Origin of the sequence: Paraplanobispora siamensis (assembly GCF_016863175.1) — a bacterium.
Taxonomy (GTDB): domain Bacteria; phylum Actinomycetota; class Actinomycetes; order Streptosporangiales; family Streptosporangiaceae; genus Planobispora; species Planobispora siamensis.
On the sequence record NZ_BOOJ01000008.1, the window covers coordinates 43,649 to 60,786 of the forward strand.

Consider the following 17,138-nt stretch of genomic DNA (forward strand, 5'->3'; position numbering starts at 1 on the left):
CTCAGTCTTCGATGGTGATGCCCATGGCTCCGGCGAGGCTGTAGACCAGGCCCTGGGCGTCGCGGCCCTTGATGATGACACCCCTGAGGCTGGTCACCCCGTTGATGCGCAGCAGTATGCAGTCGGCGAACCGGGCGCCCTCCATCCGGGCGCCGGAGAACTGGGCGCCGGTCAGGTCGCAGTGCTCGAAGCGGACCCCGCGCAGGTCGGCGTTCTGGAAGTTGGCCTCCGGCATTGCGCAGTCGCGGAAGACGGCGTTCTCGAAGGTCGAGAACCGGAAGCCCGTCAGGTCGGCCCGGCAGCCGTCGAAGACCACGTCCCTGAACGAGCACTCGGACCAGCTCATGCCGGTCAGCCGGCTGGCGGAGACCCGGGCGCGGTGCATCGTCGAAGCCCTGGCCGTCATGTTCGACAGGTCGCAGCGTTCCAGCTCGACGTCGGACAGGCTCGCCCGGCGCATCGCCGTACCGGAGAACCTCGTGTCGAGCAGGCGGCAGCCCTCGATGTCGAGCCCGTCCACGTGGCGGTCCGAAAGGTCGGCGCTCCTGAACTCGGCGGACCGGTACGCGGTGTCGTCGTCGAGGTCGTGCCGGGGGACCTCCGCGGGGGTGAGGGCGGCGGGGATCTTCGGAACGACCGGGTCCTTCGGGGCTGCCGGGGCTTTCGGCCGGGCGGAGTCGGTTCCGGAAGGGCGGGAGGGCATGGCGGGGAGCCTAGTCGGCGGGCCGGGTCAGACGCGCTGCCAGTCGTGGCGGTCGAGGAAGGCGCGCTCGCCGGTGGCGTACTCGGTGAAGGCGTCCTGGACGGCCTCCAGGTCCGGGACGTGGGTGCGGAACATCTCATTCCGGACGCTGTCCTTGTACTCCAGCTCGTAGCCCTCCGTCTCCGGGGACGACTGGATGAAGTGCCGGCCGAAGACGACCAGCGCGGTGAAGGGATTCTGCGGGGACATCGTGGCGAGCGCGTCGTTGACGAGCTGGAGGTCGGGGTCGACCAGGATCATGCCGTCGCCCGTGTGCATCTGCATGCCCGGGTAGGCGCCGACGGGTTCGAGGTTGTGCACCAGGCGGCGCTGGGGGTCGTAGCAGACCAGCCCGCACGCGCGGGCCAGGCGGAAGGCCGTGCCCGCCACCTCGTCCGAGCGCTCCAGCTCGACGGTGACGAGGGCGTACTCGGGGGAGATCTGCTCGGCCTCGGCCAGCTGACCGGCGAACGCCGCCACCCCGGGATGCGCCCCGGCGGCCCCGGGCTCTCCCCGGCGCAGCGCCCGGAAGACGTTCTCGGCGTACTCCTTGGTGACGGGCTTGGGCTCGTGCCAGACGGCCAGTTCGAAACTCACCGGTCCATCGTCCTACACGGTGCGCCGCCACCGGAAAACGCCTTGGGAAACCGGCTCTGACCTGCGGCTTCACCGAGTTACAAGTGGGGGTTAAGCGCGGCCCGACAGACTTCCGCCATCAACCGTCCCGGTGGAAGGAAAGGGGCGGGCAACGACGGGGTGGGAGAAGTGAGCGGAAATTCGACGCGACGGATGGCCGTGGTGGCGGCGCTGGCCGTGGCGGGCACGCTGGGATCACTCGGCGCAGCCGTGGCCGAGACCGACCCGGCCCCCGCGGCGACGCGAATCGCCGCTCAGGCGAACCCCGCCGTGCAGCTGATCGAGACGACCTACTCCGGCCGGATCACGGTGCCCAGCGCCGCCCCCAAGAAGGCGTTCACGGCCCTGCACAAGCAGGCGCAGGAACAGGCCCGCAAGGGACGCATCCCCTCCGACCAGCTCAGCATCGCCAAGTGGGCCTTCCGCAAGGTCGCCGCCGACCCCGGAAAGTACATCGGCGCCGCCAAGCCGCAGCGCACCGACGACGTCACGTTCGCCGGTACCTGCACCGGCTGGTGGATCACCCCGGACGGTCACATGATCACCGCCGGGCACTGCGTCCAGAGCGCGCCGGCCGACGTGCGGGCCGGCTTCGCGACGTACGGCCTGGCCGACGTCACGGAGGAGGACGTCAAGGCCGAGCTGAAGGCCCTGATGGGCGCGGTCGAGCCGGACAAGGAGCTCACCGAGCTGGTCACCAAGGTCTACGAGACCTTCAACACCCGCAACCTCGAGGTCACGGATGTGAAGGTCGGCTACAACGTGGTCCTGCCCCTGCCGGGCGGCGGCATGAACGCGACCTCCACCCGCCTGCCGATCGAGCTCGTCGCGGCGGAGGGCACCGGCGGCCCCGGCAAGGACGTCGCGCTGCTCAAGCTCGCCGACGCCCGCAACCTGCCCACCGTGCCGCTCGGTTCCGACGGCGACGTGCGGGTCGGCAACACCCTCTACGCGGTCGGCTTCCCCGGCACGATCAACCGGGACACGGGCCTGACCGAGAAGTCCCGGCTGTACCCGGCGATCACCGAGGGGGTCTACAGCGCGCGGCGCGAGACCACCCAGAACGTCCCCTACATCCAGGCGCAGACGCCCATCTACGGCGGCAACTCCGGAGGCCCGGTCTTCAACGCCGAGGGCAAGGTCATCGCGCTGGTCTCGGCCACCTATCTCAACGAGAGCGGCACCGACCGGCAGGAGAACCAGAGCGTGTTCTTCCCCGTCGGCCAGATCAACGACTTCCTGACGGCCCAGGGGGTCACCCCCCAGGAGTCGCAGACCACCCGGATCTACAACACCGCGCTCAACGACTTCTTCGCCGACCGCCACAGCGCCGCGCTGGCGGGCTTCAAGGAGGCGCTGCGCCTGTATCCGCTGCACCCGTACGCCGCCGGATACATCGCCGAGGCCGAGGAGGCCATCGCCGCCGGCCGTGACACCGCTCCCGCGGCCACCCCGTCCCCGACCGCCGGAACCGCGTCCCCTTCGGCCTCGGCCTCGGCGGTCCCGGACGCGAGCGCGTCGGCCACCGGTGACCCGGCGGTCGCCGCGGGGACCGAGTCGTCGGCCCCCGCCGCCGAGCCCTCGATCGAGGCCGCGCCGGTCTCCACCGAGAAGAGCCTGCTGAAGAACCCGATGACGCTCGGCATCTTCGGCGCCGCCCTGCTCGCCCTCTTCCTGTCGAGTGGCCTGCTGATGGCCCGCAACCGCCGCTTCCGCCGCCGCCAGGCCGCCCTCGCCGCGCCCTTCCCGACCCCGGCCCAGTTCGGCCCCGCAGCCCAGGCCCCCGGAGCCCCAGGAGTCCCCGCGGTGCCCTACCCCGGCACCCCCTCGGCCCCGTACCTCAACTCCCCGTCCGGCACGCCCCAGCCGCCCTCGCCGTACGGCACGCCGGTCCCCCCGCCGAACAACTACGGCACCCCCGTCCCGCCCCCGGCCGGCTGGAACCCCCAGCCCCCCGGCCGCAACTGACCCCCGGCGGACCGGCACCACCACCGCCGACCCCGTCGCCACACACAAAAGGTCCGGACCGATCCCCGTGATCGGCCCGGACCTCACGTATTCGGGGAACCTCCCAGCTTCTCGCTGGTGAAGTCACCTATGTTCGCCGCGAGCTCGTCCCACTCGTCGACGTGAAAGACGACTACAGGTCCGTTCTCCCCGTCGGCGCTGTTACGCAGCGCGATCCACTCGCCTTCTCGGGCTACTTGAGGGCACTGGCCATTGTTGCAGAGGGTGTGCCAAAAGGATCCCTGAAAGGTGGGGCGTTGCATGATGCGCTTCCTCCTGCAGGGTCGACAGCCTCATCGAAGGCACGCCAACAGAAGATTAACGCACTGCGCAGTCATGGTGATATGGCGGTGACCGGTGTGATCAGTGTGACTGATGTGGTGGCCGAAGACTCAAAAAATTATCAATACCCCTGCTTGATGTCGTTGATGAAATCTTGCCACTCTTTACGCGTGAACTGAAGGACCGGACCGCCTGCTTCTTTGTTGTCACGCATCCCGACCAGCCCTCCGGGAAGAGATGCGACTTCGACGCAGTTGCCATTGTTGCATTTGCTTGAGATGCGCCACTTGATCTCCGGCTGATTATAGTATTCGGCAGACTTCATTGTCGTGCTCACTATCCTCTCTTTGGTTGTGCTCATATCCTTGCACAATGTTATTGTGTCAGCCGGAATATGACGCGCGGATTCTTGAAATGAGTGCGACCGACTCCCTGGGGTTGAGGGCTGTGGCGCGCAGGTGTTCTATCGCTTCCCGGTAGGGATCTGTGTCGGAAGCCTTCTCGTGGTAGGTGTTGCTGATGAGGCTCTCGATGTACACCGTGTCAGGAATTGCCTGGTCGGGGAACCTGAAGAGCACGAACGAGTTGTCCAGGCCCATGTAGGATCCCGCTTCGAATGGTATTACCTGGATTGTGACATTCGGCAGTTCGCTCACTTCGGCGATGCGTTCGAACTGTCGGCGCATTATTTGATTATCGCCTAGTTTTCGATGAAGCGCGGCTTCGTCGATCACTGCCCAATATTGGGGGGCATCGTTCCTCAGGAGGAGTTCCTGTCGCTTCAGCCGAGACTCCACCCTGCTCTCCAGGACGTCCTGCGTCATTCGGGGAAGCATTCCGCGCATGAGGGCGCGAGCGTAGTCTCCGGTTTGCATGAGCCCGGGAAGGAAACTCGTTTGGAACTCGACGATCGAGGCGGCCGTCGTCTCCAGGTCGATATAGGTGCGGACCTGGCTTTCAGCGCTGGCGATGCCGGACTCCTCGCGTAGTCCGAGTTGCTTGGCTTCACGGGCCATCTGCATCAGTTCGTCGATTTTCGCCTGCTCGGCGACCCCGTAGATCTGACACAGGTCGCGTACGTCTCTGAGGCTCACTCCCCGTTGGGCGGTCTCCAGCCGGCTGATCTTCGTGGTCGAGCAGAGCAGCCGGTTCGCCACGTCCTCGATGTTCATGCCCGTCTGGAGACGTAGCTCGCGCAGGCGGGCGGCGAGCTGACGGCGACGAAGGGTGGGACTGGACCCAGCCATGATCGTTCACCTTGCCTTCGAGTACGTCCTGGCATGCGCATAGACGGCATGTTCGAACGGCAGGTTCGATTGGCAGTTGCCAGCCGCTGCCGCACACCTTATCCCCAGGGGGGCAGGGAAGGTCCACCTTCTATGCAAACACGTAACCGTTGCTTGTCTACGTCATTCGACACACGAACCCAAAACGGACGGACGGTTACCTGTTGGATTGGGCGTCCCTTACTGGCAATCGCCAAGAGCAACTTCATTTGGCACTTGCCAATGGCGTTTTCCGGGCGCACTCTACATCTAAGGGCAGTCTAGCGTCGGACTGACGATAAGGGGGCTGTCGTCTAGGTGACGATAAGGAAGCGAAGGGGGCGCGAACGCGAGCTGGACCGATGTTCGCGGCATCGGTCCAGCTGAAGAGGGATCACCAGCTGCTGGTCACAGGCGAAAGGAGCAACCCCTCATGCGGCATGGTAACAACATCACAAGTCAAAGCAAGAGCTACTCCCACCTGCGGGAACTCGTCCAGGAGTACGTCGGGGGCCTCCTGGACCGGGCTTTCGCCGAGGATGACGCCCACGCGAGAAGGCAGGGGTGGCAGATCATCCGCAAGGGGACGCGGAGGATCTACCGGGATCCCCGGTTCGACGCCCTGCAGGAGTGCGTCCTGTGCTGGGGCGAGGGCGTGACCGCCGACGAGAAGCGGTGCTCGTCGTGCGGGGGCACCGGGCGGATAAACCTGCTGCTGAGGCAGGTCCGGTGAAGGGCCCGGAGACGGTACGCGCACATGCGAAGGCCGGTGTGCGATGAGCGATGACAAAGACGCTCGCAGGCAGATGTTCGTCGGGCAGAAGGCGGCGATCATTCCGATGGGGCGGCCGGGGCTGCTGACCCTGGCCTGGTGGTGGCGCTACGAGATCATGCTCGTCGTCGGGCTTCCCGTGGTGACCCTGTGGGCGGCCGCGCGGTTCGGCTGGCCCCGGGTGATCGCGGTGATGCTCGCGCTCGCGTTGCTGGTGATCAGCGTGCCGGTGGCGCGGCGCGAGGTGTGGGGGTGGATCCGGTGCGTGTACGTCGCGCACCGGATCCGATCGGGGTGCGTCGAGGCGCTGGTGGTCAACCGGCGCGGCCGGATCCCGTCCGTGCTGTGGACGGCGGCGACGCCGTACGGAGAGCGGGTCTGGCTGTGGTGCCGGGCGGGCACCACGGCGACCGAACTGGAGAGGGCCGGGGAGATCCTGGCGGTCTGCTGCCTGGCGCCGGCCGTGGAGGTGAGCGCGCATCCCCGCCATCCCGCGCTCGTGCTCGTCGACGTGATCCGCTACGGCAGGGACCCGACCGGTGACGGGGCCGGGGCAGGGAGCGGTGAGGGCTACTATCGGCGCAGTTCGTGAGCGAGGTGGCCGGGGATGGACTTTCGTGTGCTGGGGCCGGTCGAGGTGGTCGGCGACGACGGGGCGCCGCTGGACATCGGGCCCTACCAGCAGCGGGCGGTGCTGGCCCTGTGCATGATCGCCGCGCCGCGGCCCGTCCCGCCGAGCCGGATGATCGATGTGCTGTGGGACGAAGAGCCGCCGCCGGGAGCGGTCAACACGGTGCAGGCGTACGTCTCCAAGCTCCGTAAGGTCTTCGAGCCCGGCAGGCGCCGGGAGGTGCCCCCGGCGATCCTGGTCAGCAGGCCCGGCGGCTACGCGCTCGACATCCCGCCGCAGGCGCTCGACCTGGCCCGGGCGCGCGGGCACGCCGAGGAGGGCAGGCGCAGGGCCGCCGCCGGGGACCAGCGGGGCGCGGGGGAGGAGTTCCGGCTGGCGCTGGCGGAGTGGCGGGGGGAGCCGCTGGCCGATTTCGCCGGTACGGCGTGGGCCGACGAGGAGATCGCCCACCTGACCGAGTTCCGGCTGACGCTGGAGGAGGATCTCGCCGAGGCCGACCTCGCGCTCGGCCTGGGCGAGGCGCTCACCGGCGGGCTGGCCCGCCTCGTCGCCGCCCACCCGTTCAGGGAACGGCTGCGCGTGCTCAGCGCGCACGCGCTCTACCAGGCGGGACGGCAGGCCGACGCGCTGGCCGTACTCGCCGAGGGGCGCAGGCTCCTGGTCGAGGACCTCGGGCTCGACCCCGATCCCCGGTCGCGGGAGATGGAGCGGCGCATCCTCGCCCAGGATCCCGCCCTCGCCCCCCGGGTGAGGGCCGCGGAGTCCCGGCTGGTCGGCCGGGAGACCGAGGCGGGGGCGCTCGACCTGGCGATCGCCGAGGACGGTCACCGGGTGGTGCTGCTGGCCGGTGAGCCCGGCATCGGCAAGACGAGCCTGGCCGAGCAGGCGGCGCGGACCGCGGCGGACCGGGGGCACCGGGTGGTCTGGGGACGCTGCTGGGACGGCACCGGCGCGCCGCCCTTCTGGCCGTGGACGCAGGCGGTGCAGGAGCTGGCCGGTCCCGGCGGACCGGCCAGGCTGGCCGGGGGCGGCCGGTTCCAGCTCTACGAGGCCTTCGCCGCTCTGCTGAACGAGCACGGCCGGGTCCTGGTCGTCCTGGACGACCTGCAGTGGGCCGACGCCTCCTCGCTGCGGCTGCTGGAGTTCCTGGCCACGACCCGGCTCTGCCCGGAGCTGACCGTGGTGGCCACCTACCGCGACACCGGCGTACGGCCGGGCGGTCCGCTGGAGCACGCGCTCGGCGCGCTGGCCCGGCTCCCGCACGTGCGCAGGCTGTCGCTGCGCGGCCTGGGCGAGGGGGAGATCCGCGAGTATCTCGGCAGGGCAGGGGCCGACCCGGGACGGGCCGCCGAGATGGCCCGGCTGACCGCGGGCAACCCGTTCTTCCTCGGCGAGGTCCTGGAGCTGGGAGAGAGCCCCGGGGCGCTGTCGGACGTCGTGCGCGGCAGGCTGGCCGGCCTGCCGCCGGAGACCGAGCAGGTGCTGACCGCCGCGGCCCTGCTGGGCAGGGACGCGGCCACCGACATCCTGCTGCGGGTCGTCGAGCTGCCCGAGGAGCGGGTGCTCGACATCCTCGACGCCGCGGTGGGGGCCCGGCTGCTGGCCGAGGGCGACGGTCTGACCTGCCGGTTCGTCCACGACATCGTGCGCGACGTGCTGCGCGAGGCGCTGCCGCCGCTGCGCCGCAGGCGCCTGCACGCCCGCATCGCCGAGGTGCTGGAGGAGCGCAGCGGCACCCGCCTGACCGAGATCGCCCACCACTACCGCGAGGGCATCCTGAGTCCGCGAATGACGGGTAAGGCGATCGGCTACACCCGCCGGGCGGCGGCCCAGGCGACGGCGCAGTTCGCCCACGAGGACGCGGTGGAGCACCTGCAGCAGGCGATCGAACTGATCGACCGGCTGCCCAGGTCGGACGACGCGCTGCGCTGCGACCTCCTGCTGGACCTGGCCGAGGCGCAGGCGGCGGCGGGCATGAGCACCGCCGCCCGCGCCTCGCTGGAGGCCGCCGCGGTGATCGCCGAGGAACTCGGGGACGACAGCCGGCTGGCCCGGGCGGCGCTGGGCCTGTCCGACCAGATCTACCTGTCGATGTACGAGGAGGTCACCGACGTCGAACGGCTCGCCGAGCGCATCGACCGCGCCCTGGCCTCGGGACTGGCCGGGGACTCGCCCTGGCGGGCCCGGCTGCTGGCCGCCGCGGCGTTCATCGGGTCCACCGGGCGGCCCGTCGGGCGGAGCCGGGAGCTCGCCGCGCAGGCGGTACGGCTGGCCCGCCGCACCGGTGACGACGGGACGCTGTCCAGGGCCCTGATCGTGCAGGAGCTGCTGCTGCGGGCCGGCGACGACCACGACCTCCGGCGGGCGGTCATCGCCGAGATCGTGGACATCGGCGAGCGCACCGGGGACCTGGCGACCGAGTGGATCGGCCGCGAGACGGCCTACGTCGAGCTGGTCGCCCGGGGGGAGACCGAGGGGGCGGAGCGGGCGCTGGCCTGGCTGCGGGAGAACGCCGACCGGCTGCGGCTGCCCTCGATGATCAGCCTCGCCGCCTGGCAGGCCGCGGTCCACGCCTACCTGACGGGGCGCTCCGGCGACGCGCTCGCGGCGGCCGAGGAGTCCGGCGCGGTCTATCCGGAGGGGGCGCTCGGCCGCGGCGACGCGCACCTGCGCCGCGAGACGTTCCGCTTCCTGGCCCTGCGGGCCGGGGGCAGGCCCGCCGAGGCCCTCGATCTGGCCGAGGAGATCCTGCGGGCGCGTCCCGAGCAGCGGCCCTGGCGGATCCTGCGCTGCCTGGCCCTGATCGACGCCGGGCGGGCGGACCGGGCGCGGGCCGGCTTCGCCGAGCTGTCCCGCGACGGCTTCGCCGGGATCCTCCCGGACCTGGCCTACCGGTTCGTGGCCGACGCCCTCAGCGAGATCTGCGCGCGGCTCGGCGACGTCGCGGCCGGCCGGGTCCTGTACGGCCACCTGACGCCGGGCGCCGGGCGGCTGCTGGGCTGGTCGGTGGCGGACCTGTGCCTGACCCGGCTGGCACTGCTGGACGGCGACGGGGAACGGGCCGCGCTCCACCTGCGGGCGGCCGGGGAGTTCGTCCGCCGCGCGGGGCTGCGCGTCTACGAACCGGCCCTGGAGGAGCTGGAGAAGGAGTGCTCCGCCCCGGAGTGATCGCGTCGGGTTTTGCCGGATCCCCTCAGGCTAAGGGAAATCCATGGCAGTCAACCGGATCCTGACCAACGTCCTGTCCGACCGGCTCCCCGAGACCAGGGACTTCTTCGTCGACCTGCTGGGCCTGCGGGTCGACTTCGAGGAGGACTGGTACGCCCACCTGTCCGCACCGGGGAACCCCGCCCTGGAGGTCGCCGTCTGGCGCCGTGATCACGAGCTCATCCCCGAGGCCTACCGGGACGCACCCCGGGGCACGATCCTGACCGTCGTCGTGGACGACGTGGACGCCGTCCACGAGCGGGCGGTGAAACTGGGCCTGCCGGTCGTCGCCCCGCCCCGCGACCAGTTCTACGGGCAGCGCAGCTGCCTGATCCGCGACCCCAACGGCCTGCTGGTGGACGTCTCCACACCGGTTTCCTGACGGCCGCGTCGCTACTATCCGGAGATTTCCGGCATTCCGGATGAGGCTGGTGTGCCAGGGATGGGAAAGCAGGCATGGCTGGGGGAGCATTGGGCATATCTCCACACCGCTGAAGGGCGGTGAAATGATCGAAATCTGGCCGGGTGATCCTTACCCGCTGGGCGCGACCTACGACGGCGCGGGGACCAACTTCGCGATCTTCTCGGAGGCCGCAGAACGGGTCGAGCTGTGCCTGTTCGACGATGACAACCACGAGACTCGCGTCCTCCTGACCGAGTGCGAAGGCTATATATGGCACGGCTATCTGCCGCGCGTGGGTCCCGGGCAGCGGTACGGCTACCGCATACACGGCCCCTACGACCCGGCGAACGGCAAGCGCTGCAACCCGGCGAAGCTCCTGATCGACCCCTACGCCAAGGCGATCGAGGGGGAGGTGAAATGGGACGAGGCCGTGTACGGCTACCGCTTCGGCAGGCCGGACAGCCGCAACGACGCCGACTCGGCGCCGTTCGTGCCGCGTTCCATCGTGATCAACCCCTTCTTCGGATGGGGTCATGACCGTCCGCCCGCCACGCCGTACCACGACACGGTGATCTACGAGGCGCACGTCAAGGGCCTGACGATCAACCACCCGAAGATCCCCGAGCGGATCCGCGGCACCTACGCGGCCATCGGGCATCCGGAGATCGTCGACCACCTGACCGCGCTCGGCGTGACGGCGATCGAGCTCATGCCGGTGCACCAGTTCATCATCGACCAGCACCTGGTCGAGCGGGGGCTGACCAACTACTGGGGTTACAACACCATCGGCTTCTTCGCCCCGCACAACGCCTACTCCAGCAGCGGCCAGCGCGGCGGGCAGGTGCTGGAGTTCAAGGCCATGGTCAAGGCGCTGCACGAGGCGAACATCGAGGTCATCCTCGACGTGGTCTACAACCACACGGCCGAGGGCAACCACCTGGGCCCGACGCTGAGCATGCGCGGGATCGACAACGAGGACTACTACCGCCTCGTCGAGAACGACAAGCGCTACTACATGGACACCACCGGCACCGGCAACAGCCTGCTGATGCGCTCGCCGCACGTGCTCCAGATGATCATGGACTCGCTCCGTTACTGGGTGACGGAGATGCACGTGGACGGGTTCCGGTTCGACCTGGCCGCCACTCTGGCGCGGGAGCTGCACGAGGTCGACCGGCTGAGCGCGTTCTTCGACCTCGTCCAGCAGGACCCGGTGCTCTCGCAGGTCAAGCTGATCGCCGAGCCGTGGGACGTGGGCCCCGGCGGCTACCAGGTCGGCAACTTCCCGGCCCGGTGGACCGAGTGGAACGGCCTGTACCGCGACACGATCCGCGATCTGTGGCGGGGCGAGCCGGCCGCGCTGCCGGAGTTCGCCTCGCGGCTGACCGGCTCCAGCGACCTCTACCAGGACGACAGCCGCCGCCCGGCCGCCTCCATCAACTTCGTCACCTGCCACGACGGGTTCACCCTGACCGACCTGGTCTCCTACAACCACAAGCACAACGAGGCCAACGGAGAGGGCAACCGCGACGGCAGCGACGACAACCGCTCGTGGAACTGCGGGGCGGAGGGGCCGGCGACGCTCGCCATCGAGTCGCTGCGCGAGCAGCAGAAGCGCAACTTCCTGACCACGCTCTTCCTGTCCCAGGGCGTGCCCATGCTCTCCCACGGCGACGAGCTCGGCCGCACCCAGCAGGGCAACAACAACGCCTACTGCCAGGACAACGAGATCAGCTGGGTCGACTGGTCCGACATCAGGGAGAACTGGCTGCTGCTGGAGTTCACCCGCAAGCTCGCCAAGCTCCGCTCCGAGCACCCGGTCTTCCGGCGGCGCCGCTTCTTCTACGGCAGGCCGGTGCGCGGATCGGAGGACGCGCTCAGCGACATCGCCTGGCTCACCCCGCAGGGCAAGCGGATGACCGACTCCGACTGGAACGTGGGCTACGCCAAGTCGCTGGCGGTCTTCCTGAACGGCGAGGCCATCACCGAACCCGACCGCCGGGGACGGCCGATCACCGACGACTCGTTCCTGCTGATGATCAACGCGCACCATGACGTCATCAAGTTCACGATCCCGAAGGACTACGGCGAGATGTGGCTCACGGAGATCGACACGGCGATGCCGATCACGGTCGACACCCGGCTCTGCAGGGCCGGTGAGACGGTGCCGGTGGTGGGGCGTTCGATGCGGGTGATGCGCCGTGTCTGAGCCCGCGCGCGACATCCACCGTGATTCCCACAGCGATTCCGCGGCGGCCTCATCCGGCCGCCCGGGACCGGGCCCCGCGGCCCGTCCCGCCTCCACCTACCGCCTCCAGCTCACCCCGGACTTCGGGTTCGCCGAGGCGGCCCGGCTCGCGCCGTACCTGCGCGAACTCGGGGTCAGCCACGTCTACCTGTCGCCCGTCCTGCAGGCCGACCCGGAGTCCAGGCACGGCTACGACGTCACCGACCACTCGCGGATCCGCCAGGAGTTCGGCGGGATCGAGGGGCTGCGGGCGCTGGCCGCGACGCTGCGGGACAACGACCTGGGGATCGTGGTGGACGTCGTCCCCAACCACATGACGGTCCCGGTGCCCGAGTCGGGCAACCCCGCGCTGTGGTCGGTGCTCAAGGACGGCCGGGACTCGCCGTACGGCTCCTGGTTCGACATCGACTGGTCCGACGGCAAGGTCGGCATGCCGGTGCTCGGCGACGACACCGAGCCGGTCGTGGACGGTGACGTGCTGCGCTACTACGAGCACGTCTTCCCCTACCCGGACACGCACTACCGGCTGGTCGACTGGCGCAAGGGGCCCGGCTACCGGCGCTTCTTCGACGTGTCGTCGCTGATCGGGGTGCGGGTGGAGGACCCGGAGGTCTTCGACGCCACCCACGAGGTGATCCTCTCGCTGGTGCGGGACGGCCTCGTCCAGGGGCTGCGGGTGGACCACCCGGACGGCCTGGCCGACCCGCGCGGCTACCTGGCCCGGCTGCGCGCCGCCTCGGGCGGGCTGTGGACGGTGGCGGAGAAGATCCTGGTCGGCGAGGAACGGCTCCCGGACGACTGGGACTGCGACGGCACCACCGGCTACGACGTGCTCAACCGGATCACCGGGCTGTTCGTGGACCCGGCCTCGGCCGGGCCGCTGACGGACCTGTTCGTCCTGCACACCGGCGCGCCGCGCGAGTACGCGACCGTGGTCCGCGAGTCCAAGAAGTACGTCCTGGAGCTGTTCTTCGGCTCCGAGCTCGACCGGCTGGCCGCGACCACCGGGGCCGACCGCGAGGTCCTGGCGGAGCTGCTGACCGCCATGCCCGTCTACCGGGCCTACACGGTGCCGGGCGAGCCCGTGCCCGCGGCCTCGGCCGCGATCGTGGAGGAGGCCGGCAGGGTCGCGGCCGGGCACCTGCCCGAGGGCGCCCCGGTGGCGGAGGCGGTGGAGAAGGTGCTGTACGGCCCCGCCGAGGGCGTGGTCCGCTTCCAGCAGACCTGCGGCCCGGTGATGGCCAAGGGGGTGGAGGACACCGCGCTCTACCGGTGGTACCCGCTGTCGTGCCTGAACGAGGTGGGCGGGGAGCCCGACCGGTTCGGCGCCGAGCTGGAGGAGTTCCACGCCTTCGTCCGGGCGATGCCCAGGGGCACGATGACGACGCTGTCCACCCACGACACCAAGCGCTCGGAGGACGTGCGGGCCCGGCTGGCGGTGCTGTCGGAGCTGCCCGGCACCTGGGCGCAGGCGGTCGGCGAGTGGTCGTCCAAGGTCTCCTTCGACCCGCGCCTGGACTATCTGGCCTGGCAGAACCTGATGGCCGCCTGGCCGATCGACGCCGACCGGTTCTTCGACTACCTGTTCAAGGCGGCCCGCGAGGCCAAGACGGCGATCTCCTGGGCCACCCCCGACCCCGCCTACGAGGAGGGGCTGCGCGATTTCGTACGGCGGGCGATCGACGAGTGCGGGCCCTCGATCGCGGACTTCACCGCCAGGATCGAGCCCTACGCGCGCTCCAACTCCCTGGGCCAGAAGCTGGTGCAGCTCATGCTCCCCGGCGTGCCCGACCTCTACTGGGGCAACGAGATCACCGACTTCTCGCTGGTCGACCCGGACAACCGCCGCCCGGTCGACTTCGAGCTGCGGCGCGAGATGCTCTCGCGGGCGCGGAGTGGTGAGGGGATGTCCTGGGACGAGGAGAAGCTGCTGCTCACCAGGGAGGCGCTCAACCTGCGGCGGCGCATCGACCCCGACGCGCCGTACGTCCCGATCGAGGCCGACCCGCACGTGATCGCCTTCGCGCGGGGCGAGCAGGCGGTGGCGGTGGCCACCCGGCTGCCGGTCGGGCTGGAACGGCTCGGCGGCTGGGGAGGCCGCACGCTGACGCTGCCGCACGGGCGCTGGCGGGATCTGCTGTGCGGGGTCGAGCACACCGGGCGGATCCCCCTGGCGCATCTGCTCTCGCATCACCCGGTCGCGCTTCTGGAAAGGGAGTAGCCGATGTTCGAGGTGTGGGCGCCGCAGGCGGCGTCGGTCGAGGTGGAGATCGACGGGACCCGGCACCCGATGCGGGCGGGGCGGGGCGGCTGGTGGACGGCCGAGGTGCCCGGGGCCGGGCACGGCACGGACTACTGGTTCCGGCTGGACGGCGGCGACCGGCTGCCCGACCCGCGGACCCGCTGGCAGCCCGAGGGCATCTTCGGGCCGAGCCGGGTCTACGACCACGACCGGTTCGTGTGGGGCGACGACCTGTGGACCGGCCGCACCCTCGCCGGGTCGATCATCTACGAGCTGCACATCGGCACCTTCACCCCGGCCGGGACGTTCGAGGCGGCGATCGAGAAGCTGGACCACCTGGCCGCGCTCGGCGTCGGCTTCGTGGAGGTCATGCCGGTGCCGCCGGTCCCGGGCGGGCGCAACTGGGGCTACGACGGGGTGGACCTGTGGGCGGTGACCGACAACTACGGCGGTCCCGACGGGTTCAAGCGCTTCGTCGACGCCTGCCACCGTCAGGGGCTGGGGGTCATCCTCGACGTGGTCTACAACCACCTCGGCCCGTCGGGGAACTTCCTTGCCCCCTTCGGGCCCTACTTCCACTCCTCCGCCTCCTCCTTCTGGGGGCAGGCGGTCAACCTGGACGGTCCCGGCTCCGACGAGGTGCGCCGCTACTTCGTCGGCAACGCGCTGCAGTGGCTGCGCGACTACCACGTCGACGGCCTGCGGCTGGACGCCGTGCACGCCCTGCACGACAGGCGGGCCGTGCACCTGCTGGAGGAGCTGGCGGTCGAGGCGGACAACCTGTCGGCCGCGCTGGGCCGGCCGCTGACGCTCATCGCGGAGTCCGACCTCAACGACCCGCGGCTGGTGACCCCGCGGGAGGCCGGCGGGTACGGCCTGGCCGCCGTCTGGAACGACGACGTGCACCACGCCCTGCACACGGCGGTGACGGGGGAGCGGCACGGCTACTACGAGGACTTCGCCGCGACACCGGCCGGCGCGCTGGCCAAGGTGCTGACCTCGGCCTACTACCACGACGGGACGTACTCCAGTTTCCGCGGGCGGGCCCACGGCCGTCCGGCCCGGCACGTCCCCGGTCACCGGTTCGTCGTCTGCGCGCAGAACCACGACCAGATCGGCAACCGCGCCGAGGGGGACCGGATGGACCCCCAGGCCCTGCGGCTGGCGGCGGGACTGCTGCTGACCTCGCCGTTCACCCCGATGCTGTTCATGGGCGAGGAGTGGGGGGCGCGCACGCCGTTCCTGTTCTTCACCGACCACGTCGAGCCGCACCTGCGCGAGGACGAGGCCGACCGGCGGCGCAGGGAGTTCGTCGGCTTCGGCTACGACGACTGGGCGGGCAAGGCGCCCGACCCGAGCGAGGAGACGACGTTCCTGCGGGCCAAGCTCGACTGGAGCGAGCTGGAGCACGACGCCCACCGGGCCCATCTCGACTGGTACCGCGCGCTGATCGCGCTGCGCCGGGAGCATCCGGATCTGTCGGACCCGCGGCTCGACCGGGTCCGGGTGGAGCAGGAGGACGCCTGGCTGGTGGTGCACCGGGGCGCCTTCCGGGTGGCGGCCAACCTCGGCCCGGCGCCGGTCACGCTGCAGACCCAGCCGGCCGAGATCGTGCTCGCCTCCGATCCCGGGGTGCACCTGGGCCCCGATCTCGTCCTGCCCCCGCGATCCCTGGCCGTGCTCAGGACCACCGGCTCCTGATCAGCCCCGGCTCAGCCGGGGACGTGGTTGCGCAGGCGGAGTTCTTCCGGGTAGGGCGCGAAGTACGTCTGGTTCCTGACGTAGTCGGCGCCCTCCCCCTGGGCGTCGTGCATGATCAGGGCCGTGGGCACGCTGAGGGACACCAGGCCGGCCTGGTAGGAGGAGATGACCTCCGTCAGGTCGGCCCGCCGGGCGGGGTCCAGCGTGTCGCCGATCATCCCCATGCAGTGCTGGAGCACGTTGACGTGGCGGCCGATGCTCGCCTTGCGGCTGAAGGCCGTACGGAAGGCGGTGCTGTACTTGCCGATCAGCTCCCGGCGGCTCAGCACGCCGGCGAGGGCGACGGCCCGGCCGGCCTCGTGGTAGGCGACGGGGTCGTGCGAGAGCAGCTGCATCTTGTGGCGGGTGTGGAAGGCCACCAGGTCGCGCGGGCTCCAGTCGCTCTGCATGAACGCGCGCAGCCGCGCGTGGGCGAAGACGCGCTCGACGAAGGTCTCGCGCAGCAACGCGTCGTTCAGCCGTCCCTCGTCCTCCACCGGCAGCAGCGGGTGGGTGTCCATGATGCGGGCGGCGAACACGCCCCGGCTCCTGCGGTCGACGGCCGAGTCCCCGGCGTAGACCGGTATGCCGTGGATCCCGCAGCTGGGGCTCTTGGACTTGAAGACGTAGCCGTCCACGTCGAGGGCGGCCGCCCGCTCGGTGGCCAGGAGCGCCATCCGGCCGGTGAGGTCGGCCCGCGTCTTCCTGGTGACCAGGCGGGGGCCGTCGGGCGAGCGTTCGAGGCGCAGGCTCTCGCGGGGGGCGCCGAGGCCGATCTCCATCTCCGGGCAGACCGGCACCCAGTCCACATGCGGATCCAGCTCCCCGCTGAGGAACCGGTCGCGGCTGTGCCCGCCGTTGAAGCGCACCATCTCGCCGATCAGGCAGCTCGACACCGCGATCCTGGGCCTGACCTCGTGGTTCGTATGGGCTCTCATGTCGTGGTTCATACCGCTCAGACCG

13 protein-coding genes are annotated in these 17,138 nt (G+C 70.3%); 8 read left to right on the plus strand and 5 right to left on the minus strand.

Annotated elements, in window-relative coordinates:
• Position 1 precedes the first annotated feature (1 nt).
• Both Psi01_RS03080 and Psi01_RS03085 read right to left on the minus strand, forming a co-directional pair.
• Entirely contained in the window at positions 2-703 is a 702-nt protein-coding gene (locus Psi01_RS03080) for a pentapeptide repeat-containing protein (protein WP_204062379.1), read from the minus strand.
• A 27-nt stretch (positions 704-730) separates the two neighbouring features.
• A complete protein-coding gene (locus tag Psi01_RS03085; RefSeq protein WP_204062380.1) occupies positions 731-1,339 on the minus strand; it encodes a hypothetical protein in 609 nt (202 codons plus the stop codon).
• A 168-nt stretch (positions 1,340-1,507) separates the two neighbouring features.
• Here Psi01_RS03085 and Psi01_RS03090 point away from each other — a divergent pair, with 168 nt between their 5' ends.
• Entirely contained in the window at positions 1,508-3,346 is a 1,839-nt protein-coding gene (locus Psi01_RS03090) for a S1 family peptidase (protein ID WP_204062381.1), read from the plus strand.
• A 442-nt stretch (positions 3,347-3,788) separates the two neighbouring features.
• Here Psi01_RS03090 and Psi01_RS03100 read toward each other — a convergent pair whose 3' ends face one another.
• Together Psi01_RS03100 and Psi01_RS03105 are read right to left on the minus strand one after the other, a co-directional pair.
• Entirely contained in the window at positions 3,789-4,004 is a 216-nt protein-coding gene (locus Psi01_RS03100) for a DUF397 domain-containing protein (RefSeq protein ID WP_239126995.1), read from the minus strand.
• 46 nt (positions 4,005-4,050) lie between these two features.
• Positions 4,051-4,914, minus strand: coding sequence for a helix-turn-helix domain-containing protein (locus Psi01_RS03105; RefSeq protein WP_204062383.1), 864 nt, complete (start codon positions 4,912-4,914; stop codon positions 4,051-4,053).
• 451 nt (positions 4,915-5,365) lie between these two features.
• Here Psi01_RS03105 and Psi01_RS03110 point away from each other — a divergent pair, with 451 nt between their 5' ends.
• The 7 genes from Psi01_RS03110 to treZ all read left to right on the plus strand — a co-directional run bounded on the left by Psi01_RS03110 (position 5,366) and on the right by treZ (position 16,136).
• On the plus strand, positions 5,366-5,665 hold the full coding sequence (locus Psi01_RS03110) for a hypothetical protein (RefSeq protein WP_204062384.1): 300 nt from the start codon (positions 5,366-5,368) through the stop codon (positions 5,663-5,665).
• A gap of 43 nt (positions 5,666-5,708) precedes the next feature.
• A complete protein-coding gene (locus Psi01_RS03115; protein WP_204062385.1) occupies positions 5,709-6,296 on the plus strand; it encodes a hypothetical protein in 588 nt (195 codons plus the stop codon).
• A gap of 15 nt (positions 6,297-6,311) precedes the next feature.
• A complete protein-coding gene (locus Psi01_RS03120) occupies positions 6,312-9,503 on the plus strand; it encodes an ATP-binding protein (RefSeq protein WP_204062386.1) in 3,192 nt (1,063 codons plus the stop codon).
• A gap of 43 nt (positions 9,504-9,546) precedes the next feature.
• Complete coding sequence (locus Psi01_RS03125; RefSeq protein ID WP_204062387.1) at positions 9,547-9,924, plus strand: VOC family protein; 378 nt, start codon at positions 9,547-9,549, stop codon at positions 9,922-9,924.
• A 124-nt stretch (positions 9,925-10,048) separates the two neighbouring features.
• Positions 10,049-12,154, plus strand: a complete 2,106-nt coding sequence (glgX, locus tag Psi01_RS03130; protein ID WP_204062388.1) for a glycogen debranching protein GlgX — start codon at positions 10,049-10,051, stop codon at positions 12,152-12,154.
• The gene (gene treY / locus Psi01_RS03135) at positions 12,147-14,414 is read left to right on the plus strand and encodes a malto-oligosyltrehalose synthase (protein ID WP_239127005.1); all 2,268 of its coding nucleotides are present in this window, start codon (positions 12,147-12,149) and stop codon (positions 14,412-14,414) included. The genes glgX and treY overlap by 8 nt, the downstream gene beginning before the upstream one ends.
• Positions 14,415-14,417: 3 nt before the next feature.
• The gene (treZ, locus tag Psi01_RS03140) at positions 14,418-16,136 is read left to right on the plus strand and encodes a malto-oligosyltrehalose trehalohydrolase (RefSeq protein WP_204062389.1); all 1,719 of its coding nucleotides are present in this window, start codon (positions 14,418-14,420) and stop codon (positions 16,134-16,136) included.
• Positions 16,137-16,147: 11 nt separating this feature from the next.
• Here treZ and Psi01_RS03145 read toward each other — a convergent pair whose 3' ends face one another.
• Positions 16,148-17,113, minus strand: coding sequence for a YbgA family protein (locus Psi01_RS03145; RefSeq protein WP_204062390.1), 966 nt, complete (start codon positions 17,111-17,113; stop codon positions 16,148-16,150).
• Positions 17,114-17,138 lie beyond the last annotated feature (25 nt).